20 protein-coding genes are annotated in these 23,434 nt (G+C 50.1%); 18 read left to right on the top strand and 2 right to left on the bottom strand.

Going from position 1 to position 23,434, the window contains the following annotated elements; translation table 11 throughout:
• Nucleotides 1-7: 7 nt before the first annotated feature.
• The 15 genes from H8B14_RS06660 to H8B14_RS06730 all read left to right on the top strand — a co-directional run bounded on the left by H8B14_RS06660 (nt 8) and on the right by H8B14_RS06730 (nt 16,011).
• Nucleotides 8-931: a glycosyltransferase gene (locus H8B14_RS06660; RefSeq protein ID WP_261989925.1), complete on the top strand. Its 924-nt coding sequence runs from the start codon at nt 8-10 to the stop codon at nt 929-931.
• Nucleotides 932-1,010: 79 nt separating this feature from the next.
• The gene (locus tag H8B14_RS06665) at nt 1,011-2,063 is read left to right on the top strand and encodes a glycosyltransferase (RefSeq protein ID WP_187314838.1); all 1,053 of its coding nucleotides are present in this window, start codon (nt 1,011-1,013) and stop codon (nt 2,061-2,063) included.
• A gap of 96 nt (nt 2,064-2,159) precedes the next feature.
• Nucleotides 2,160-3,188, top strand: a complete 1,029-nt coding sequence (locus H8B14_RS06670; RefSeq protein ID WP_187314839.1) for a glycosyltransferase — start codon at nt 2,160-2,162, stop codon at nt 3,186-3,188.
• 62 nt (nt 3,189-3,250) lie between these two features.
• Complete coding sequence (locus H8B14_RS06675) at nt 3,251-4,156, top strand: glycosyltransferase family 8 protein (protein WP_187314840.1); 906 nt, start codon at nt 3,251-3,253, stop codon at nt 4,154-4,156.
• Between the two features lie 82 nt (nt 4,157-4,238).
• The gene (locus tag H8B14_RS06680; protein ID WP_187314841.1) at nt 4,239-4,925 is read left to right on the top strand and encodes a DUF1919 domain-containing protein; all 687 of its coding nucleotides are present in this window, start codon (nt 4,239-4,241) and stop codon (nt 4,923-4,925) included.
• Between the two features lie 116 nt (nt 4,926-5,041).
• The gene (locus H8B14_RS06685) at nt 5,042-6,076 is read left to right on the top strand and encodes a glycosyltransferase family 2 protein (protein WP_187314842.1); all 1,035 of its coding nucleotides are present in this window, start codon (nt 5,042-5,044) and stop codon (nt 6,074-6,076) included.
• 208 nt (nt 6,077-6,284) lie between these two features.
• A complete protein-coding gene (locus H8B14_RS06690; protein ID WP_187314843.1) occupies nt 6,285-7,568 on the top strand; it encodes a glycosyltransferase family protein in 1,284 nt (427 codons plus the stop codon).
• 221 nt (nt 7,569-7,789) lie between these two features.
• Nucleotides 7,790-9,028, top strand: coding sequence for a glycosyltransferase (locus H8B14_RS06695; protein ID WP_187314844.1), 1,239 nt, complete (start codon nt 7,790-7,792; stop codon nt 9,026-9,028).
• A 12-nt stretch (nt 9,029-9,040) separates the two neighbouring features.
• Nucleotides 9,041-10,258, top strand: coding sequence for a glycosyltransferase (locus tag H8B14_RS06700; protein ID WP_187314845.1), 1,218 nt, complete (start codon nt 9,041-9,043; stop codon nt 10,256-10,258).
• A 170-nt stretch (nt 10,259-10,428) separates the two neighbouring features.
• Nucleotides 10,429-11,211 carry a 2OG-Fe(II) oxygenase gene (locus H8B14_RS06705; RefSeq protein ID WP_187314846.1) on the top strand — a complete coding sequence of 261 codons (783 nt, stop codon included), beginning with the start codon at nt 10,429-10,431 and terminating at the stop codon, nt 11,209-11,211.
• Between the two features lie 153 nt (nt 11,212-11,364).
• Nucleotides 11,365-12,072, top strand: a complete 708-nt coding sequence (locus H8B14_RS06710; protein WP_222840558.1) for a WbqC family protein — start codon at nt 11,365-11,367, stop codon at nt 12,070-12,072.
• Entirely contained in the window at nt 12,069-12,998 is a 930-nt protein-coding gene (locus H8B14_RS06715; protein ID WP_187314847.1) for a glycosyltransferase family 2 protein, read from the top strand. The genes H8B14_RS06710 and H8B14_RS06715 overlap by 4 nt, the downstream gene beginning before the upstream one ends.
• 61 nt (nt 12,999-13,059) lie before the next feature.
• Nucleotides 13,060-13,698, top strand: a complete 639-nt coding sequence (locus H8B14_RS06720; RefSeq protein WP_187314848.1) for an acetyltransferase — start codon at nt 13,060-13,062, stop codon at nt 13,696-13,698.
• A gap of 80 nt (nt 13,699-13,778) precedes the next feature.
• On the top strand, nt 13,779-14,909 hold the full coding sequence (rffA, locus tag H8B14_RS06725) for a dTDP-4-amino-4,6-dideoxygalactose transaminase (protein WP_187314849.1): 1,131 nt from the start codon (nt 13,779-13,781) through the stop codon (nt 14,907-14,909).
• A 34-nt stretch (nt 14,910-14,943) separates the two neighbouring features.
• On the top strand, nt 14,944-16,011 hold the full coding sequence (locus H8B14_RS06730; RefSeq protein ID WP_187314850.1) for a glycosyltransferase family 4 protein: 1,068 nt from the start codon (nt 14,944-14,946) through the stop codon (nt 16,009-16,011).
• Nucleotides 16,012-16,027: 16 nt separating this feature from the next.
• On the opposite strand, the gene H8B14_RS06735 is transcribed toward H8B14_RS06730, so the two are convergent.
• Together H8B14_RS06735 and H8B14_RS06740 are read right to left on the bottom strand one after the other, a co-directional pair.
• The gene (locus H8B14_RS06735) at nt 16,028-17,377 is read right to left on the bottom strand and encodes a hypothetical protein (protein ID WP_187314851.1); all 1,350 of its coding nucleotides are present in this window, start codon (nt 17,375-17,377) and stop codon (nt 16,028-16,030) included.
• 10 nt (nt 17,378-17,387) lie between these two features.
• On the bottom strand, nt 17,388-18,512 hold the full coding sequence (locus H8B14_RS06740) for a tetratricopeptide repeat protein (protein WP_315984808.1): 1,125 nt from the start codon (nt 18,510-18,512) through the stop codon (nt 17,388-17,390).
• 422 nt (nt 18,513-18,934) lie between these two features.
• Between H8B14_RS06740 and H8B14_RS06745 the strand changes: the two genes are divergently transcribed.
• From H8B14_RS06745 to H8B14_RS06755, 3 genes are all read left to right on the top strand, one after another.
• Nucleotides 18,935-19,654 (top strand): M20/M25/M40 family metallo-hydrolase, encoded by a 720-nt coding sequence (locus H8B14_RS06745; RefSeq protein ID WP_315984809.1) that lies wholly within the window; start codon nt 18,935-18,937, stop codon nt 19,652-19,654.
• Nucleotides 19,655-19,736: 82 nt separating this feature from the next.
• Nucleotides 19,737-20,918 (top strand): acyltransferase family protein, encoded by a 1,182-nt coding sequence (locus H8B14_RS06750; protein ID WP_187314854.1) that lies wholly within the window; start codon nt 19,737-19,739, stop codon nt 20,916-20,918.
• A gap of 109 nt (nt 20,919-21,027) precedes the next feature.
• Entirely contained in the window at nt 21,028-23,262 is a 2,235-nt protein-coding gene (locus H8B14_RS06755) for a sodium-translocating pyrophosphatase (RefSeq protein ID WP_187314855.1), read from the top strand.
• The last annotated feature ends 172 nt before the right edge of the window (nt 23,263-23,434 follow it).

Consider the following 23,434-nt stretch of genomic DNA (forward strand, 5'->3'; position numbering starts at 1 on the left):
TTTGCACATGTTGAGCGTTTGCTGTATCACCTACAATCACGAAAAGTTTTTGGCTCAAGCCATTGAATCGGTTCTGATGCAGGAAACCGACTTCCCGGTAGAGTTGGTCATTGGGGAGGACTGTTCCACAGACGCTACCCGGCAAATTGCGCTAGACTACCAGAAGCGCTATCCAGACCGTATTCGGCTGCTGCTGCCGGAAACCAATTTGGGGGTTATGGGTAACTTTCTGGGGACATTGGAGGCGTGTACCGGTACGTACATTGCTTTGCTGGAGGGCGACGATTATTGGACCGACCCGCATAAGCTGCAACGGCAGGTCGACATTCTGAAGCGCCATTCGAACTGTACTACCTGCATTCACGATGCAGAAGAGTTCATGGACAACAATTCCATTCCACCCCGGCTATTCAGCGAAAAGTTCTCTGGCGTTTTGCCGGCTACTGAACACGAATTTACGCAGGGTGATATTGCACTGCACGGCTGGTTCATTCCGACCGCCTCCATGGTATTCCGGCGGACTGCCCTGTTTCCTATTCCTGCTTGGGTGAAGGATGCTTTTAGCGGCGACTATTCTTTGCACCTACTGCTTACCCGAACCGGAAATATATACTACCTGCCGGACGTAATGTCACGCTATCGGCTTCATGCTGGCGGCATCATGTCGGCCACACAAAACGACCGAATTATTGCCCGCAACAAGAAGCAGATATTTGAAACCGGCTATTATAAGCAAATGGTTGATGCCCGATATCATGCCCGATTCAATGAGTTTTTAGAAGGCTTGCATTTCGACCAAAGCAAAAAGCTCAAAGACAAGGGACATATACTAAGCAGCTACTATAACTATTATAAAGCCATATCGGTGGTGAGCCCTAAGCGTACCATCAGCTATTTAAAGCAGCTAGTGTATCAGTGGTATAAAAAGTAAAAGGCAAGCCGTTTGAAAAGCACCGCTGGCTGTTGTTTCGACGGAATTTGCCAGCTCCCATCCCGACTGCAATTCGTACATGGAAACAGCACAACAGAACCGTGGTATAACAGTACTGATCTGTACATACAACAGCGCGTCTCGTATCAAAGAAACCGTGCAGGCCTTGGCTCAACAGAAATTCAATGCAACTGAATTTTCTGTTGAGGTACTGCTGGTGGATAATGCCTCAACAGATGGAACGTCGCAGGTGGCGCAGGCCGAATTTGAGGCACTGCAGTTTCCGTTCCCCTACAAGTTATTATACGAAGGCAAAAGCGGCAAAAGCAATGCATTGGAGTTAGGGTTTGCCACTGCCCGCTATGAATACGTGTGCATCGTAGATGACGATAACTGGCTTGAAGAAAACTACCTCGCCTTGGCTTGGGAACTGATGGAGGCTGACAAGCAGATTGGCGCGCTCGGTGGAATAGGGCGCCCGGTATGCGAAGTAACGCCTCCGGCCTGGTTTCCTGAGTTTGCCGTTATCTACGCGGCCGATAAACAAGCTGATAAGCAAGGGGATATTACGCAGCATCCAAGCTATGTATACGGTGCTGGCTGTGTGGTGCGCAAAGAAGCGTGGCAAAAGATCCATCAAGCTGGCTTCAAGTCGATGCTGATGGGCCGGCACGGCGATAAGCTTACATCAGGGGAAGACAACGAAATGTGTTATGCGTTTGTGCTGGCCGGCTACAAAATATGGTACGACGAGCGCCTGCGGTTTCAGCATTTTATTCCGGCCAAGCGCTTGACCTGGAACTATGTTGAGCGGATTTTCGCAGGTAATGCCGAGTCGGAAGCTGCCCTACGACCGTATCTTGACTATATACGAGCTAGGCAAAATGGCACCTCAGGTCGTAAGCCGCTAATTTGGTTAAGGAATGCTAAGTTCACCCTGCAGTATGCGGCGGTAGCACTAAATAAAATGCTGAAAGACAAGGAGCGCTTCCGGGAAGGGGAAGCCTCAGCCATTCGGGCTAACTTTTATTGGCAGCAATCCAAAGCCTTGGTGAAAAAAGAATTGAGTGGCGACAAAAGCTACAAGCTGGTAGAGGCGTTTATTGCCCGTCTGCATCAGCTGGAAAAATAGAATTACTGGCACTGATAGGCAGCAGGCTGCCCTTCAATACTTCATGCATTCTGTGTTCTTAAGGCAGAATGAATCTTCAATTCTGATTTCTGCAAAGTGAACGGAGTAACTTTTCTTATCTGTACGCACAACGGGGCCACTCGCTTAGCGGATACACTACGGCACATAGCAGCCCAGCAGGTAACTAATGGCATTGCATGGGAGGTATTGATAGTTAGCAATGCCTCGTCCGACAACACGATTGAAGTGGCTCTCAACTTACGGGAGACATTGCATATTCAAGTTCCTTTCCGTGTATTGGAAGAACCGGTTGCTGGTAAGGAAAATGCGTTGATTCGAGGATTCAACGAGGCAGCGTATGAATACATTGTCATCATTGACGATGACAACTGGATAGCGCCTAATTATCTGGAATTAGTTAACGAGATAATGAGCGCCCACCCGGAAATAGGAGTGTTGGGCGCACATGCGGAAGGCATGTTTGAAATAACACCCCCTGCATGGTTTGAGCAATTTCAGGCAGTGTATGCCGTAGGGCCTCAGAATGGTGGCCAGAATGGGCCGCTACCAGCACACGAAGGCTATCTATATGGTGCGGGGTCGGTGGTGCGCAAGTCGGCTTGGCAAAAGCTGCTAGAGCATGGATTCCGCTTCACCACTTCCACAAAGCGCGGTAAGATAATCGTAAGCGGTGAAGATGTGGAGCTTGGCGACGCGCTCCAGCTAGCTGGCTATAAGCTATGGTACGACGACCGGCTACGCTTCAAACACTTCATGTTTAAAGAGCGCCTCACGTGGAATTACTTGATGCGTATAGGCCAGGGTACGGCTTCTTCTCAACTGACAAGTATCGTCTATTACTTTATTTTTCGTTACCCTGGCCTGACAGAAAGCAAATTTCGGTTTCTCTACAACAAGCGTTTGGTGTGGCTGGCGGCCCAGATGGCCAAGCAGCCGGGCAACCTGCTGAATGCGGCGTTCCGGCGCGGGCAGGAGGGCCTAGTCAGTAATTTTGAGACACTACGGCTGTTTTACAATTTTCAGACTTCGTTGAAACAGCGCGAGGAAGCGGTAAAAGTGTTTCGGCAAATCAGCGAGCTGCGCCGGCGGCTGATTGGCAACTAGACCGGTCCCGCTACCCAATACGACCACCACAACGAATATCGATGAGCACTTCTGGTAACACTATGCACATTGCAATAGCTTTCGATGAAAACTATCTGACGCCCGTGTATGCGTTGCTTACCTCCATCTTCGATAACAATAAAAACGAAGCAATCCTGATTCATGCTATTGCGACAGGGCTTGCTGCTAACGAGCAGCAGGAACTGCAAGAGTACGCAAAGGTGAACGGTAGCGCAATCCAGTATTACGATATTGAGGAGAGCTTCGGGCGCGATTTTGTGCTGCCACCAACACTCTGGTGGACGGCCTCAATTTATTATCGGTTGTTATTTCCATTGGTAATGGCGCCCGATATCACCCGGTTTATTTATCTGGATACTGACATCATCGTGCTAGGTAAATTGCGCAGCCTGTATACTATTGACATGCAGAATCTGCCTGTTGCGGCTGTGCGCGACTTTGTGGATGCACGGCCAGAACTGGGTATTTTCAGCGCCGGTAATTATTTCAATTCGGGTGTTCTCCTGATTGACCGTACCGAATGGTTAGCCCGCGACGTTACCAATAAGGCTATCGAGTTTATTCGGAACAATGCCGACATTCTGGTTTACCCCGACCAGGATGCGCTGAACGCCACGCTAGTGGACAGTTGGTGCAAGCTCGATAGCCGCTTCAACCGGATGTTTCCGGAAATTCCCAAAGACCAACCCCGCAAAAAGCTGAAGAGCATCTTAGATGATACAGTCATTCTGCATTATACCACCCAGCACAAGCCGTGGTCGATGTTAGGAGAAAACAGACTTCGCAACTTGTATTTTCGTTATCTTAAAAAGGTGCCAGCCAAGTACCGCCGCCGCTACGACGACTTTAGCTGGAACCGCCATAAAATACGGCGGATGTTTGAAATAAGGCTTAACGAGTTATTTGTCGACTATCCTGCATTGATATTTCAGTGGCGCAAAACGTAGTATTAGGAGCCGATTATGTAAGTCTATAGTATAACGTTTAGTATATACAATTAGGTGTTTCAACGCTTAAAAAGTAGTTTCAATGTCACTGTTAGCTGAAGTTACCAATCGGATTGCGGATAAAAGACGCCTTGAGGCCAGAAGCCGCCAGTGCCGTCTAATAACTAATAGAGACTTCACTATTTTCTCGAACGACTGTTGGGGCGCGGAGTTGTACAAATACCTGGATCTGCCTTTTAACACGCCTTTTGTTGGGCTGTTTTTAATGGCGCCCTGCTACTTGGAGTTTCTGCGCAACCCCAGATTCTATGTAAGCCAGGGTACTATATTTCAACACAAGTCTCGTTATAGCATTATCAATCAGCTCCGTGAAGAGAATCCTTACCCACTGGCGACGCTAGGCAGCAAGGTGGAAATCAGCTTTCTGCACTATTCTTCTGAGGAAGAAGCCCGAGAAAAGTGGTGTCGGCGGGTGGCACGTATTAATTGGAATAATCTGCTGGTGAAATTCGATGGCAGCAAGGATGGCGCTACTCCGGCATTGGTACACGAGTTCGAGCAGATGCCCTATCGGCGCTTATTGCTGGTAAAAGAGCCGGTGCCCGGTAGTACTACAGCAGTGGTAGTACCCAACTACACCAACAACGGGTCACATATGTTCTTGAACTCGCTACCGAATTATGATTTTATTAATTGGGTGAACACCGGCAGTCCACATTTCACTGCTCTCAATTGGTTCATGCACAAACTGCTGGGTAGTGGTAGGTAAAAATCTGATTTTCAGATGAATAATATCGTGTTGCGGCTTCTTGAATCTGGTGCAGCCGATGGCGACTTGTAGGGCAATAGAGGTAATTGCGCCGTACGCCGTACCTTTGTCCTATTATGCCTGTCACAAAGTCTCCCCTTGTTTCTGTAATTATCCCTGTGTACAATGCCGGGGAATACTTGCGGCCCGCCATTGATAGCATCCTACAACAAACGTTTCAGGATTTTGAGCTAATCATTGTGGATGATTGCTCCCGCGACGAAAGTTTGGCAGTGGCACGGAGCTACGAAGCCGACCCACGCGTGACAGTGCTGGCCAACGCGCAAAACAAAGGCCGCTCTTTCTCCGACAATTACGGCGCCGAATACGCCCGCGGCAAGTACATCGCTAAGATGGATGCCGACGATATTGCCCTGCCACACCGGCTGCAAACTCAGGTTGATTTCCTAGAACAAAACCCTGCGGTGGGCCTCACGAGCAGCTTTATGAAGTGCTTTGGGGAATCGAAAATCGTATATGAATACCCGGTTTCTGCTGATGCCGTTCGTAGCTTTATGCTATTCAACATGCCAGTGGCCAATCCTACGGCCCTTTTTCGTCGCTCCCTACTCCAGGAGTATGGCCTGAGTTATGACGACACGATTAAGGACACGTTTGGTGAGGACTACGAATTCATTACACGGCTGGCGCAGGTAACGGACATTGTAAACCAGCCGGAAATACTGCTGCACTATCGCACATTTCCCCAAACACTGAAGGCCGACGTGCACGCCCGCCGCAATGCTAAGTCCAATCAGATTAGGGAGCAGCAACTGCGTGCATTTGGTATTCCGTTTACAGAACGGGAACTGCATGTGCACAATACTATTTCCTACATTCCCTTTACGCTTGGCGATATCTCGCTGGCGGAAGTACATGCGTGGCTCTGGAAAATGCATACGTTCAACCAAGCGCGTCAGTATGTGGCCTCGGAAGCTATGCTGCGCTGCCTAGCTGAGCGCTGGTTTCTGACCTGCTACCTGAGTTCCGATAAAAAAGTTAATTCATTACGTGAATTCCGTCGCCAGCTACTTGCTCAGCACTATAATGTGCCAGTGAAGCTGCGTGCAAAATTCCTGCTCAGAAGCTACCTGCTTCGCCGCCTTGGCTGATAAGCTCTGTCTCTTATCCTGGCTGATACCCAATCGCAAAATATGCCCGAGCTTGCCTAAACACTGTATCCTATTTCGCGCTCAAGAATGCCGCAGCAGACGGATTCGGAAAGTGGGAGATTAGGTTGGCTAATGAGTGGATTTTCAGAAATGCAATAATCTGATTATCAAGAAAATTTTCACAAGATGAAAAAGTATTAAAAACACTATGTCCCATAAGGAACAGCAGAAAGTAGACACAGGAGTAATAGCAAAGGCAAAAAATGTCCGGTCTATGGTTGTGTACATCTACAATAGTTTTGATGATCCGCTCTTCAAAGGAATTCTATTGCCTTTCATGGAGCATGCAGCTTCCGAACAGCCGGATCTACACTTTCACCTTATTACATACGAGCAGCATGATTGGCCACTCACCGAGGCACAACGCGCAGAAATTCGCACAGTATTAAGCAGGTATAATATAGAGTGGTATCCGTTAGTTTGGCATTCCGGTAATTTCAAAATCGTAAAAAAGGCGTATGATTTACTAATTGGTTTCTTTTTAGTGCTGAAGTTGCGCTTATTCGGTAAAATCGGCAGTATTGGCGGCCTAGGCACCATTTCAGGCTCGTTTGCTTTCATTATAGCCAAATTATTAGGGCTTAAATTCTTTGGTTTCTGGCATGAACCTCACAGCGAGTTTATGCGGGATTTCAATATTTGGCCAATTAACAGTGTAGCATACCGTGGGCTGAACTACATGGAAAAGATTTCAGGCCGCTATGCGGATGTACTTACCACAGGCACCGACCACATGATCAATCGATTGAAGGCTTCTGGTAGCCAGGCAGCACTCTTTAAGCTGCCAAGTTGCGTCAACGAAAATCGGTTTCGGTTTAATCAAGCAGGTCGGGATAGAGTAAGGAATTTGTTGCCAGTAAACGATAACACACCAGTAATACTATACTTGGGTAAGTTTGGCGGTATATATTATGATCAGGAAATAGGTGTATTGTTTTCAGAATTGCATAAGCTCAACAGTAATTTATTTTTCTTCATTGTTTCTCCTGATGCAGTAGATCATATAACAGAGGTAATGACACAGGCGGGGGTACCGCAGACGCATTATAGCATAAAAAGAAGCCCATACAGCGAAGTGCAGGATTATATTTCGGCGGCTGATTTTGGCATAGTAGCTATTCCCGCATTATCCGCTCAGAAATACCGCTCACCCATCAAAGTTGGTGAATACCTATGCTGTGGCTTGCCTTATCTGGTATGCCGTGGCGTATCGGAGGATGATACAGTAGCTGAACAGTACAACGTAGGAGTGACGGTAGCCGATTTTTCGGAGTCTGAAATTCGCAAAGCATACCCTGCTATAGAGCAGTTTCTGACAGAAGATAGAGTGCCGCTGCGTAACAGATGCCGTGAAGCAGGCATTCAGTACCGAGGAATTAGTAATTACTTGCCGGTAGCTGAACAAATTTTCTCGCGTGTCTCTGCTACATAGTTGAGGGAAGATGCCTAGGAAAGTTAGTATACTGGTGTATCCCTGCACCATATTATATATAACCTGTCACTAATTGCTGTGCTTTAGTCTGTATTTTAGTTTAAGACATACATCGTAGCTAGTTAGCTATATATTCTACAGCACACTTTTTGAATTCTAGCTGATTGTCACTGCGAATGGCCGTGGCTTAGTGACTTCAACTACCCATAAACTCAGTAACAGTGTCTACACGCAAAAACATCTTATTGCTCATACCTCACCTTACCTATGGGGGGGCAGAGAGGGTTTTTCATGATCATGGGCAGCAGTTAGCGCGTCATCATAATGTGGTGGAGTGTATATTCGATAGCGATACGGTTGTGGCATTTCCCACTACCAATAAATTGGTGGCGTTGAATGTCCCGGCTGGGGTCGGGATTTTAGGCAAAATAAAACGTTTTCTGAATCGTGTTCGGCGTGTTAAGCAACTCAAGCTGGAATACAGCATTGATATCTGTATCAGTCACCTGGAAGGAGCAGACTACTTGAACTTGCTTAGTAAAGGATCAGAAAAGGTTCTACTATGCGTCCATAATTCCAAACGCCATGACCCCAATATTCAAGGGCTGATAGGTTGGCTGCGGCGGCGAATATTCATGCCGGTTTCATATCGTTTTGCAGACTGTGTCGTGCCCGTGAGCCGCGACTTACGTCAGGAGTTGATCGACTACTTCAATCTGCCGGCACGGCAAGTACACACTATTAATAACTTCTTTGACGTAGAGGGAATTCAGCAAAGTAGTAGAGAAGAACTACTGCCTGCCGAGCAAGAATTATTCGCTGGTCAATCCATTCTAATTACTGCGGGACGATTGGCGCGCGAAAAAAATCAATCGGCTTTGTTAGAAGTGCTTCACATAATGCATACACGAGGGCATAATACAGTCAAACTGGTTCTGCTCGGTGATGGGCCGCTACGTTCGGAGCTGCTGAGCCGTTGTCAGCAATTAGGCTTGCGCACATGGGCAGCATGGACAGAAGAGGAAATGACAACGGATTATGATGTATATTTCTTTGGCTTTCAAAGTAATCCGTTTCGCTACATTTTCCGTGCAACGGTGGCTCTGTTGTCTTCTGAAACTGAGGGCTTTCCGATGGCACTGTGTGAAGCTATGGCCTGCAGAACGCCTGTTGTCTCCACTGATTGTCCTACCGGGCCACGCGAGATTTTAGCACCGCAAACCCCAGTCAACTCCTATGCCGAGTCGCCGGAATGGACGGAATATGGATTGTTGCTTCCTCTATTGGGAGTTGGCACGCAACTGGCGCAGAGCGCACCTATATGGGCTGATACTCTGGTTAGTCTGCTAGCTGATAAGCATAAGCGCAGTTATTATGCCACGCAGGCATATAACCGTGTTCAGGATTTTGCTCCTGAGCCTATCATGAAACAGTGGGAGTCCTTGTTGCAAAAACCATAAATTCTGTATGGCATGCGCTCAGTTGTTGTATATGTATATAATAGCTGCGATGACCCCTTATTTAAGGGCAACCTGTTATTGTTGCTTATGCATGCAGGCGAAAAACAGCCTGATTTACGGCTGCACCTGATAACGTATGAGCAGGTAGAATACGGGCTGACTCCTGTCCAGCAGGCTCAACGGCATGAACATTTTGCGCGTTTCAATATAGTCTGGTATCCACTTCAATGGCATTCCGGCCGCTTTAAACTGTTGAAGAAAGCGTACGACCTATTGGCAGGAGCTTTAATAGTACTGCGCCTTAAGTTGAAGTTTGGAGTCCGCTCCATCGTATCATTAGGGACGGTTTCCGGCAGCTTTGCTTTCCTGCTGGCAAAACTCTTTACTCTCAAATATTACGTTTATCAATACGAGCCGCATAGCGAATTTATGCGCGACTGCAACATCTGGCCCGAAACAAGTTTGGCCTTCCGTGGGCTTCACTACATGGAGCGAGTATCCGGAATGAAGGCTGATATTCTTTCAACCGGTACGACGCATATGATTAATCGAATGAAGCAATGGGGCACACTAGCTGAAATGTACAAACTGCCGAGCTGTGTTGATGAAGCCAAACTACATTTCCGTCCAGAAGGCCGGGCTAGAATCCGAGCTAAGCATGCCATTGCAGCAGATAAACCTGTAATTCTTTATTTGGGCAAGTTCGGCGGCATCTATTATAACCATGAAATTGCTGTGTTATTTCGAGCTTTTCAGACGCTCAACTCTGATTTGTTTTTCCTCATCGTGTCGCCCGATGCGCCGGACCGTATTGATGCACTGATGCAGGCCGAAGGTTTGCTGAAGGGCAGCTACACTGTTACGCGCAGCCCGTATGAGCAGGTGCAGGATTATATATCAGCCGCTGACTTTGGTATAGTGGCTGTCCCACCATTACCGTCTCAAAAATTTCGCTCGCCGATTAAGGTAGGGGAGTACTTGTGTTGTGGCCTGCCATACCTAGTGTGCGCTGGTGTATCAGAGGATGATGTTGTGGCCAAACAATTTGGAGTGGGAGTGGTAGTAAAAGATTTCTCAGAGGCAGAAGCAGTTCGTGTATATCCACAGGTGGACAAATTTCTAAACCGAGAGAAAACGCAGTTGCGTCATCAGTGCCGCGAAGCAGGTATTGCCTACCGGGGGCTGAGTCAGTACCTCGATACCGCCACCCAGATTTTTGCACAGCTCTAACCTGCCGTTTCGATACAGTACAGTTGCGAGGTGTACCTAATGCTCCCCTGTTTTCGTAATATGCCAAGGCATACGTATTCGGCTATTCTCCTGCTTTTGTAGGATGCGCCGTAAAGCCAGCATTGCCTCTTCCCAAGGCAGCATAGTTTTCAAATCTAAAACCTCTTCAGATGAACCAGGAACTAATTGATTTCGAAAAGCTACAAGCCCATGCAAATGAGTTGAAACAGCAGTGGAACGACCCTAACAAACCATTTCATTACTTGGTGTACGATGGGTTTTTCCGTCCTGAGGCGGCAGAGCAGATTTTGAAAGCCTATCCGGATGTAACAACCGGTAACTGGGATGGTACCACTTATATTAACCAAAAGAACAAATTTGCGCTAACTAAATTTGGTGCGGAGTATCCACTATTGCAGCAGGTATTCGACGAGTTCAATGGTGATAAGTTTCTTCATATTGTAGAAAATATCACCGGTATAGCTGAGTTGATAGGAGATGATGAGCTATTTGGTGGCGGGCTTCATCAGTCCGTGACAGGTGCTTTTCTTGATGTACACGTCGATTTCAATTATCATCAAACCACTAAGTATCATCGGCGTATGAACGCCATTGTGTACATGAATAAAGATTGGAAGGACGAGTATAATGGCCATCTAGAATTGTGGGATATGAAAAAGAAGAAGCAATTAGAAAATGTTTCTCCTGTTTTCAATCGTTGCGTTATTTTTGAAACAAACGAAGTTTCTTTTCATGGTCATCCTAAGCCACTCGCAGCTCCAGGTGGTATAACGCGCAAATCATTAGCAGTGTATTACTATACGAAGACACGCCCAGCTAATGAAATTGCTGGGGAGCATAATACAGTGTATGTGAACACTGAAGGTGCTGGTGGCATGTTTAAGAACCTGAAGTCAGGGCTGAAAGCTGCAGTTGAAAGGATAAGAAAATAAATTAAAAAAAATCTGTTCGATTTTCGGTAGAATAAAAAACAGTTACTGCCTCTATCTGCATGGTCAGTCAATTAATGCATGACTGGGTGTGTAGATAGAAGCAGTAATTATTTTTTGCTTTATGCAGATTGAAATGTAATACTTGTTTTAGCAATGATAAAAAAAGTAGGCATTTTGCAGTCCAATTATATTCCCTGGAAAGGCTACTTTGACTTGATTAACCGTGCTGATGATTTTATTTTCTATGATGAAGTGCAGTACACTAAAAACGATTGGCGCAACCGAAACCGTATTAAAACTACGCAGGGCGTTCAATGGCTGACAATACCGGTTAGGCAGGAACGGCTTGACCAGAAAATCAGTGAAACCCGCATTTTCGAGGTGGGCTGGGGCACGCGGCACTGGCGTACGTTAGCTCAGGCGTATGCTCATTCTGCATATTTCAGCTCTTACCGCTCAGAATTAGAGGAACTCTATCGGAACCCCGGGACTGGCTTGCTCAGCGAGGTCAACCAGCGCTTAATCCGAGTTATCAATCAGTGGTTGGGAATTAAAACGCGGCTGCATTCAGTGGCAGATTTTGCGGTCTGGGGTGACCGGACGGCACGACTGGTGCAATTGGTGCAGGCAGTGGGCGGTACAGAATATGTTTCGGGTCCGGCAGCGGCGGCGTACCTTGAGCCAGCGCAATTTGCGCAAGCCAACATCAAGCTCTCTTGGATGAGCTACGAAGGCTATCCGGAGTACCGGCAGCTTCATGGGCCGTTTGAACACCATGTGAGTGTGCTCGACCTGCTGTTTAACGAAGGGCCGGACGCCACCCGGTATATGCTGTCTTTTCCTGATCGTCTGCTTACATGAAGCCTGAATACTCTGTAGTGGTACCTGTTTACCAGGGGCAGGAAACGGTGAGGCCGCTGGCACACCGGCTGATGCAGTTTTTTACGGAAGCCGGATATTTATTTGAACTGATTTTCGTGCATGACCATGGCCCGGACCAATCGTGGCAGGTGATTGAGGATCTGCGGCGGGAAATGGGCCCGGCGTTAGTGCGGGCCATCCGGTTGTCGCGCAACTTTGGGCAGCATAACGCGCTGCTCTGCGGATTTCAGTATGCCCAAGGTCGCTACATTATCACCCTCGACGAAGACCTGCAACACAACCCGGCTGATATTGCGCACTTAATTGCCCGTCAGCAGGAAGAAGACTTCGATGTGGTGTATGGCTGCTATGCGGCCCGCCAACATGCTGGCTGGCGCAATTTGGCGTCGGGGCTACTCCGCAAGTTGCTGCAGTACAGCCTTCCGGAACTGCACCCTGATTATTCGCCATTCCGGTTGCTGAAAGCCAGTGTGGCGCGACACTGCCTGCAGATGCGCAACTCCTATTCCTTTCTTGACGGCTACCTTACTTGGGTAACTGCCCATGTAGGGAGCGTGCCCGTGGCGCACCAGCCAAGAGCTGCCGGCCAGAGTGCCTACACTACGCGCAAGCTGCTACGCCATTCCCTCAACATCTTCCTGACCTTCTCTGATGCGCCAGTGCGCCTGCTCAGCTATGCGTCAGTGCTCATCTTCCTCGCCACAACCCTGTATTCTGGCTATATCCTGTTGCGTAAGCTCATCTATAATGACTTATTGCCGGGTTTCGCCTCACTGATTATAACCATCGGGTTTGGGGTAGGAATATTGCTGCTGGGCATGGGGATTTTGGGGGAGTATATCTACCGGATCAACCTCAAAACTACTAGGCGGCCTATATTTATAGAAGCCGAAGTACTTGACTGAGCATGCCAAGCGGGTGTTTTTCCATAATTCATCTCTTGCCTCCGCCCATACCTATTTGTCAATGTCGGATTCATCGAAGCGGACAGCTATTGTTGGGGCAGGCGCCCTCGGCCAGCAGTTGGCACAGCACCTCCGGCAGTGCGGGCAGGCTGTAGCTGGCTTTTTCGATGATGAACTACTAGGCCATTCCACTCCGGAAGGAATCGTGCTGGGGCCTGTAGCTGCTGCCAGCGCCGCATTTGCCGCAGGACAATATGAGGAACTGTTACTAGGAGTGGGCTACCGGCATCTGGCTGCCCGTGGTCGGCTGTTCGAGGAGCTATGTGCCCAAGGCCTTCCATTTGGTCGGTTCGTGCATCCAAGCGCCTACATCGATGCCAGTGTGACCCTCGGCAATGGCGTATGCATCTGGCCGGGTTGTCTTCTGGATCTAAACGTACATCTAGCCGACAATGTGCTGCTGTATCCGGGCTGCATTGTGGCGCACGACACTCGTATCGGGGCGCACAGTCTACTGGCACCAGGTGTGCGGCTGGCGGGCCGCATTCGGGTAGGGGAGCGGTGTTTTCTGGGCGTGGGTTCCACTGTGCTCGACTCGCTGGAACTGGCCGATGATGTCCGGACAGGTGGGGGAACTGTCGTGATAAATTCGCTGCTTGAGCCTGGTACGTATGTGGGGGTGCCTGCCCGAATGCTCTAGCTGGGCCAGCAAGCAACACAAACCGGGCACTCCGGCGGCATCCTGCTAGCTTTGCGCTTCTGCGCTAACCTGCTGCCCGCATGCTCCCTTTCAATAAACCATATTTTGTCGGTACCGAAACTCGCTACATTGAAGAGGCAGTGCGCTCCGGCAAAATATCCGGCGACGGAATGTTCACGCGGCGCTGCGAAGCCTGGTTCGAGCAGCATCTTGGTTCGGCCAGAGCGCTACTCACCACCTCCTGCACCGATGCGCTGGAGCTGGCTGCGCTGCTGCTTGATATCCAGCCCGATGATGAGGTGCTATTGCCGAGTTTCACGTTTTCTTCCACTGCCAATGCCTTTCTGTTGCGGGGAGCCCGGCTGATTTTCGTCGATTGCAGCCCTGATTCTCCAAACCTGGATGCGGCCACTCTTGAAGCCCTGATAACGCCCCGCACCCGCGTGATTGTGCCTGTTCACTATGCGGGTATAGCCTGCGACATGCGTACGGTACTGGCCGTTGCTGCCCGGCATCAGCTGGCTGTAGTAGAGGATGCAGCACAGGCTGTGAGCAGCACATTTAATGGGAAGCCATTAGGTGGTCTGGGGAGCCTTGCTGCCTTTTCCTTTCACGAAACCAAAAACATTACCGCGGGTGGCGAAGGTGGCCTGCTGGTCATCAACGACCCGCAACTGGTTGCACGGGCAGAGATTCTGCGTGAAAAGGGCACCAACCGGGCTGCGTTTTTTCGGGCAGAAGTAGACAAGTACACTTGGGTGGATATCGGGTCTTCGTTCCTGCCGGCCGATATCAACGCAGCCTTTCTGTGGGCGCAGATAGAAGCGCTTTCCTTTATCCAGGCGCAACGCTGTGCTATCTGGTACCGTTATCAGGCTGCCCTACAGCCATTAGCGGCGTTGGGGGTTGAGCTGCCCTCTATTCCTGCTTATGCCGTCACGAATGGGCACCTGTATTATCTGGTGTGCCGTTCGGCAGACGAGCGCACGGCGTTGCTGGTGCACCTGAAAGCACGATCCATTGCCGCTATCTTTCATTATCAGCCTTTGCACCGCAGCCCTTACTACACCGCCCGCCACGACGGCCGTCCGTTACCGCAAGCTGACCGTTACGCGGATTGTTTGGTTCGGCTACCTTTGTATGTAGAACTGGCCGAAGCAGAGCAGGGGCGCATTGTGCGTGAGGTGCTCGCCTTTTATCAAATCCGATAGGTGCCAAGTTCTTTCCAGGCTTGTTTTTTTGTGTATGCGCATCCTCTTCATCGTTCCGTATCCGCCGGGCCGGGCACCGTCTCAGCGTTTTCGGTTCGAACAATATCTGCCACTTCTGTCGCAGGCCGGCCACACGTATCGGTTGGCACCATTTATTTCGGAAGCCACCTGGAGTATTCTCTACAAGCCCGGCCATGCGTTGGCCAAGGCCGCGGGTATTGTTGGCGGTTTTCTGCGGCGTACTGGACTGTTGTTTTCAGTGCCTGCCTACGACTATGTGTTTATTCACCGCGAAGCATCACCTATTGGGCCTCCTGTGTTTGAGTGGCTGATTGCGAAGGTGCTGGGCAAGAAAATTATCTACGACTTCGATGACGCCATCTGGATACCAAATACTTCGGAGGCGAATAAGATAGTTGCAGGTGTAAAGTGGCACCATAAAGTGGGTAGTATCTGCCGCTGGGCTTATAAAATAAGCTGCGGCAATGCATATCTGCGCGACTTTGCCCGGCAGTTCAATGCTAATGCGGTAGTCAATCCCACCACAATCGACACCGTTAATCTGCACAACCGTGTGCGCGACCAGAAGGCTCCTGGCCGATTGGTAATCGGCTGGACGGGTACGCACTCCACGCTTAAATACCTGGAGCAGGTAGTGCCGGTGATAGCAGAGCTGGAAAAGCAATACGACTTCGAGTTTCGCGTAATTTCCAATCAGCCACCAACGCTGCCGCTCCGCTCACTCAACTTTCAGCCGTGGCGCAAAGACACCGAAATTGCCGATCTGGCCGGTTTGCATATCGGGCTGATGCCGCTGGAAGATGACCCGTGGGCCAAAGGCAAATGCGCGTTCAAAGCGCTGCAGTATATGGCTTTAGGTATACCAGCACTGGTGTCACCGGTAGGCATGAACACCGAAGTAGTGCAGTCCGGGGTCAACGGATACGTGTGCACGACACCTGCCGACTGGCGCCAGGCATTGGAAACGTTGCTCCGTGACCCAGAACTGCGCATCCAGTTAGGCGAAGCAGCACGCTCCACCATTGTAAGGCGCTATTCAGTGGTGGCTAACGAACAAAATTTCCTAAACCTGTTTTCCTGATTTATTGAAAGCAGGTTTAAGAGGCAGCAAGACGCCGTACACCGGGGCGGCCTTTGCGCTGGCTGCCTGCACTGACGTCTTGTAAAATATACAAAGCGCCTACATAGAAAGGTATCAGTGGAATTTTGTACCGAACCAGTGTGCCGAAATTGTTGGAGATGATTCCGACAGAGGCACCAAATACCAGTGAAAATACAAAGCTGAGTACGAGTATGGGGGTGCTGGCAATACTTCCAAAAAAGCGGGCTATTCCTACCCGAAAGAGGATGCGTAATGTGAAGAACAGGAAGAAAGCAGATTCTAAAGCTGATAAGAGCATAACAGGATTGCGCGCCTCCCACAGGAATGGGCGAAATAGAGATACAATAATGGCCTGTGGCGCCAATTTTACCATGCTGCCGATAGAGCCGTCCTGTTCACCTAGTGTATAAGCAGAGCCTTCCTGCTCCACTGAAACGCGGTACAGATAATCCGCAGTTATTTTGCTTTTCTCTCCAATTTTGTCAATGTCGTAGCTGTCATTGCCCTCTGTCAGGTTACTCATAGCAAACACGGCTACGATAGCACCAATGCCTAATAGGAATGGCTTTGCAATCATCCTAATAGCTGTGTTTTTAATTTTCTGACTATTCTCGTTGAATACCCAGATTAGCGCCGGAGGCAAAAAGGACAATAGGATATATACTTTCGTAGCATAGAGCATATATGCTGCAAGGAAGCCAATAATAAATGACTTTGGAAGCCGTTTCTTCTGAATAGCTCCTTGGTAAAAAGCATAAAAAAGCCAGCCTAATGCTCCCAAACACAAGGAGTCCTTCATCAGGCCAGAGCCCCAAAAGAAAACGGAAGGAATAAAGAAGACAGCAATAGCTAGCTGCTTGTACACTTGAGGCCTGATTTTCGCGAAAGTCATGAACATGGCCCACATTCCGCCGAAGCTAATGCATGCGAAGAACATCCCGACAACTGTGTAGGTATTGAAACAAAGCAAGCCTAATACAGCTGCAATCCGAGCCACCACTAGCTCCGTGGAGCCAGGCATCCACCAATACATGCGGGAGGTGTATTTCGTTAGTTCAGGCAAACGCTCTCCGTCACTGGTTAGCAGTTTCAGCCCCACCGAAAAGGAGTCGCCAAAGGCCTCGTACATCAGGCTGGAGTGCTTGAAGTAGTTGAACGTGTCGCCGCCACCGTAATAAAACTGGAAGATCAGACCGAAAGCAATAGCACCGATGAGCTTCAGGGATAGTGCCGGAATGAAATATTTACGGGTATAGACATTCGTTACCTGCCCGCGTATGGCAAATGCCGCTGCGAAAATAAGACCCAAGTACAGGGGCGTTAAAAACAGGTCTCTTAGTTCCATGCGTGGCGTGCTACTTCTTGTACTTCTTCAAAAAGGCCTTGGACTCCCGGTATTGGTCGGACTTTTTATCGGCTATGTTTTGCACAACGGTATAGTAGCGGCGCGCAGTTCCTAAGTCTTTTTCCTTCTCGGCAATACGGGCTAAATTATAATTGGCATGTAGATAGAAACCGCCATTCGCCTCGTCGGTGCTTTCAGCAAACACAATGCAACGCTGGTAATAGTCTTTGGCTTTGGCAAAGTCTCTGTAGCGGTTCTGCATCAGCCACCCCAGAAAGTAGGTAGCGTAGCGGCCACTTATGCCCTCATATCCGGGCAAGCCCTGGTTTAGCTTGCTGAGAATCTCCAGACTTACTCGCTCGCTCTCGCGAAACTCCCCCATATTGAAGGCCAGCAAAGCGTAAAAGCGCTGAAAATAGCCGTTGTCAGGATAGGTGGAGGCTAAATTACGAGCAATCGGCATGGCCGCTGCAGGGTTGTTTTCCTCGTTGTTGAGGATGCGCATCAGGAACACTTTTGCTTCCGGACCCACATAAAAACCATTATCGGCCACGCTTTGTAACTGCTGCAGCCCCAACTGCTTGCTGCCTTTAGGGAAGAGCAGGAGCACTGGTTTTAGTAAGGGATAGTTGTCTGGTATCCAGACGGAATAGTAATTGAAAAGCGCCTGCCCGAATAGAAACTCGGGACTTAGCCCATTGGCTTCCTTGCTTAGTTCCAGATATTTCAGTGCCCGTTTGGCACTAACAGTAGCGCGCGGCCAGTTGCTGCGCTCGGCGTTCAGCCGGCCATCAAAACCGTAGGCAGCCGCCAGAAAAAAACAGGCTTCGTAATTTTTCTTGTCTGCATCATAAAGTGTCTCTGCTTTCGTGATGGATGAATCCATATAAGCGAAGAAGAGCTTGTCGTACTGCTTAGTCTTGATATTGGTAGGGACTATTTTCCACCATTGGCTGAGGCCCAGCAGGAAGTAGGGCATGGGGTGCTCCGGGTAGCGACGACGTAACGAGCGGAACTGCTTTTCGGCCCGGTCGTATTTGCAGTTGTAGAGGTTCTGAACGGCGCCTTCCAATTCCGTCTGAATATCCTTGTCGAGCAGCAGCCAGCCTTTGGTATCAACGGCGTTGGGCAGCACATCTACATTCTCAGTCTGAATGTTGCGAACAGGGGTGCGGGTAGTGTCCGGCCGCTGGGCGCTGACTGCTATAGGCAGTAGTAGAAGCAACAGGATAAATCGGAGGCGAAGAATCATAGAATCGGCGGCTTGCGGGTGCGGCCAAGCATGAAGCCTGAGGCGCACCGCCCATCGGAAACACTAAAGTATGGCTTTTATCCTAATTTTGGACAAATAACAGGTCGATCATGGAGCTATTACGCACCCTCTGCCAGATTCCGGCGCCTGCTGGAAACGAGGCAGCCCTTACTGAATTTCTACTGCAACACATTCGTGCGGTTAGCTCTGGGTGGCAAGTACAGCCCACAGTGCTGGCCGGAGAAGAGTGGCAAAATTGTATAATTCTCATTTTTGGCAAGCCGCGTACGGCCGTTTTCGCTCATTTGGACAGCATCGGCTTTACCGTACGCTATGGCCGCCAACTGGTTCGAATTGGTGGACCAGTGCTGGATGAAGGCATCAAGCTGGTAGGACGGGATTCGCAGGGGGAAATTGTGTGTACACTGGGTAGTGATGAGGAAACCGGGCAGCCTACGTATGAGTTCACCCGCGACATCGACCGAGGCACGGAACTCACCTACTACTGCGATTTTCGCGAAACCGATACCACCGTCCAAAGCTGCTACCTCGACAACCGCCTGGGTGTCTGGAATGCGCTTCGGCTATGCGAAACGCTGGAAAATGGCATTGTTGCGTTTAGTTGCTGGGAAGAGCATGGCGGCGGCTCTGTGGCCTATTTGGCCAAGTATATCTATGAAACCTACGGCGTGCGGCAGGCACTGATTTCGGATATTACCTGGGTGACAGAAGGCGTGCATGCCGGCCAAGGAGTAGCAATTTCCCTGCGCGACTCGCTTATTCCGCGCCGCAGCTACGTAGAACGTATCCGGCGCATTGCGGAGGCAGCCGGCATTGCGCACCAGCTCGAGGTGGAAGGCAGCGGCGGCTCCGATGCCAAAGAGCTGCAGCATGGCGCTTATCCGTGGGACTGGTGCTTTATTGGAGCGCCCGAAGACAATGTGCACTCGCCCGACGAAATTGTAGACAAGCGTGATATTGCCAGTATGCTAGCCTTGTATAAAATATTAATGATAGAACTGTAAAGATTGCAAAATCATCTAAATTGGCTGTCGTGCTGATTCCTAAGGTAATCTGATCTTTGCTCTTTGACTCAATTTCTTTCAAGTGCTTACTTCCACTTCCTCCGCAGTTTCCACTTCAGTAAAAGGTCTAACCTACCAAGAATTAGATATCCTTCATTGCTTGCGAGGTTTTTGCGCATTCTATGTAGTTATTTATCACGCTAAATACCTTCTGTGGTCGGGTGGCAGACAATTCTTAACTGCTTATCCTCGGGAAACCTGGAGTGTACTTGATTATGCCTATTTCGGTATTGATATGCTCAGCTCTGCCGGCTTTGAAATGGTAGTGTTTTTCTTTGTGCTGTCCGGTTTCTTTATCCGGTATGCTCAGCGAAAACGGCACAGACCAGCTGTGGCATTTTATATCAACAGGGTAGTTCGGATTTATCCGCCATACTTGTTTTCTGTTCTGATCAGCATTTACGCTCTTGCCTGCATAGTCAACTATGTGCCTCTGGTGTTGAATGTATCGGACAACAGAGAACTCAATCAGGAAATAGCGAAGGCGTGGCAAGAACTACAAGATTTTAGATTTCATAATATAGCTAACGTATTGGGTTTTTCGCGCTTAGATCATACGTACGTGGGTTCAAACGGCGTTTATTGGTCTTTATTGCCGGAGGCGCTATTCTATCTAAGTATTCCATTAGCATTTCGATATATTAAAGCCTATTATATTCTTTCAACACTTGCTTTTGCGACTGGTGCGGTGCTCAATGTTCTGCATGTAGAAATGACACCGTTCTCTAACTTTTTAGTGACGCACAATTTCTATTTTGCGGTGGGAGTAGGGCTTTACGACGCGGTAGTTGACACGAAATGGGTAGCTATATTTCAACGTGCTAATGGGTGGTTGCTGTCTGTAGCCGTCATAGTTTTGTTTACGATTATTTTATTTCTTGCCATTCTCAAGCTGAAACTACTTTCAGGTATTATTGCCGTTATTCTGGCTATTGTTGCTATTTCCTCTTTGCTGGCAGGCCGTGTAAAAAGAGAAAACCCACTGGTCCGATTGATGCACTCCATTGGGATTTTTAGCTTCTCACTCTATTTATTCCACTACCCATTGCTTTTGCTGTGCTATGGCTTACTGGTGTACATCACGGGCCAACAGTTTTCCTATCTGCGCTACTATTGGTTAGCCGTTCCGGTCGTGACGGTTGGGAGCTACCTGCTTTACTGGGTCACGGAACGCGTATCGGTCAATTACTTCCGTAAAGTGTAAAAGCTGGGGGCACTGCGTGCTGGGCCTAGGTTGGATTTGCCTGTAAAAATTCTATTTTACAAGCATAAAGCTCATTTCCAACCAAAAACCCACTCTTTACCACCGCTCTATGACGACTGTTCTCTACGCAGTGCCCGCGCTAGGTGTCCTGGCTTTGCTGTATACCTGGGTCCGCTCAGGCTGGGTAAATCGGCAAGATGCCGGTGACGAGCGAATGCGCACCATTGCTGGCTACATTGCCGACGGCGCCATTGCCTTTCTGAAAGCTGAATACCGTGTAATGGCCATTTTTGGCCTGATTGCCTCTGCCTTCCTGTTTTACCTAGGCAGCACCGGCGAAAAGTCCAGTCCGGTGATAGTCATTGCCTTCCTGATTGGCGCTGTTTTCTCGGCGCTGGCCGGCTTCATCGGGATGAAGATTGCCACCAAAGCCAACGTGCGCACAGCGCAGGCGGCGCGTACCAGCCTCAGCAACGCCTTAAATGTGTCGTTTTCGGGCGGCTCAGTAATGGGCATGGGCGTAGCCGGCCTGGCGGTACTGGGGCTGGGCTCGTTGTTTATCGTGTTCTACCAGCTGTTTGTAGTAAGCAGGGGCGGCGGGGCCAACGGCATCGAGATGGAAACAGCGCTGGAAGTGCTGACCGGCTTCTCCCTGGGCGCCGAAAGCATTGCGCTGTTTGCCCGCGTGGGCGGCGGCATCTATACCAAAGCTGCCGACGTGGGCGCCGACCTCGTGGGAAAAGTAGAAGCCGGTATCCCCGAGGACGACCCCCGCAACCCGGCCACCATTGCCGACAACGTGGGCGACAACGTGGGCGACGTGGCCGGCATGGGCGCCGACCTGTTTGGCTCTTACGTAGCCACCATCTTGGCCACTATGGTGCTGGGCCGCGAGGTAGTTGCCACCGGCGACCAGTTTCAGGGGCTCTCCCCGATTCTGCTGCCGATGGTGATTGCTGGTATGGGTATCATCGCCTCACTCATCGGGATTCTGTGTGTGCGGGTGAAGGAAGGCGGCAATGTGCAGGCTGCTCTCAACCTTGGCAACTACGTGTCCGTCATCGTGTCGGGCATTGCCTCCTACTTTATCATTCGCTGGATGCTGCCTGCCGAGTCGCTCGTGATTCGGGGCGTTACGTTCAGCGCCATGGAAGTATTTTATGCGGTGGTAGTAGGCTTGGTTGTGGGCACACTGATGAGCATCATCACTGAGTATTATACGGCCATGGGCAAGCGGCCTGTACTAAGCATTGTGCGCCAAAGCTCCACGGGCCACGCCACCACCGTTATTGGCGGCTTGGCTGTAGGCATGGAAAGCACGGTACTCCCGATACTTGTGCTGGCAGCAGGCATTGTACTCAGCTACGAATGTGCGGGCCTCTACGGCGTGGCCATTGCCGCTGCCGGCATGATGGCCACCACCGCTATGCAGCTGGCCATCGATGCCTTCGGACCCATTGCCGACAACGCCGGCGGAATTGCCGAAATGAGTGAGCTGCCTAAGGAAGTGCGCGAACGAACCGACATTCTGGACGCCGTGGGCAACACCACCGCCGCTACCGGTAAAGGATTTGCCATTGCCTCAGCCGCGCTAACTTCGCTGGCTCTGTTTGCTGCCTTCATGGGCACGGCCAACATCAGCTCTATTGACATCAGCAATGCCCGTGTGCTGGCCGGGCTGTTTGTGGGCGCCATGATTCCGTTCATTTTCTCGGCGCTGGCTATTTCGGCAGTGGGGCGCGCGGCTATGGCCATGGTGCAGGAGGTGCGCCGGCAGTTCCGCGAGATTCCCGGCATTATGGAGGGCACTGGCCGGCCCGAATATGAGAAATGCGTGGCCATCAGTACCCAGGCTGCCATCCGCGAAATGATGCTGCCCGGCGCTATTGCCTTGGTCGTGCCTATTGTTGTGGGCTTCGCTTTTGGGCCTGAGGTGCTGGGCGGCACGCTGGCCGGCGTCACGGTGAGTGGCGTGCTGATGGCCATGTTCCAAAGCAACGCCGGCGGCGCCTGGGACAACGCCAAAAAGAGCTTCGAGAAAGGCGTGATGATTGACGGCGTGATGCAATACAAAGGCTCCGACGCCCACAAAGCCTCCGTTACCGGCGACACGGTCGGCGACCCATTCAAAGACACCTCCGGCCCCAGCATGAACATTCTCATCAAGCTGATGAGCATCGTAAGCTTGGTTATTGCCCCGCACATTGCCGCTCCTGACCAGGGCGTTGCACCTGTCCGCCCATTGCCCCGGCCCGAGCTGGTAGTGCAACCCAAAGTACGCTTCGCCGACGTGACTGACCGTACCGCCGAGGCCGTATTCGTGCTGCTGCGCAAGCAACTATGAGAGTGTTTTTCGGAGGGCGTTTGAGGTTTTCCGTCTCCGGCAGGAAGCCGAACGATTATTCTGCAGCCACTCTAAATCACCGGCAGCTGGTAGAAAACGAATAATCAGCCGCCCATAACGCTTCAGCTTAAGCCGCCCTCTTTCATCAGGAGGGCGGCTTTTTTCTACTACA

This window comes from Hymenobacter puniceus, from assembly GCF_014333525.1.
GTDB lineage: Bacteria > Bacteroidota > Bacteroidia > Cytophagales > Hymenobacteraceae > Hymenobacter.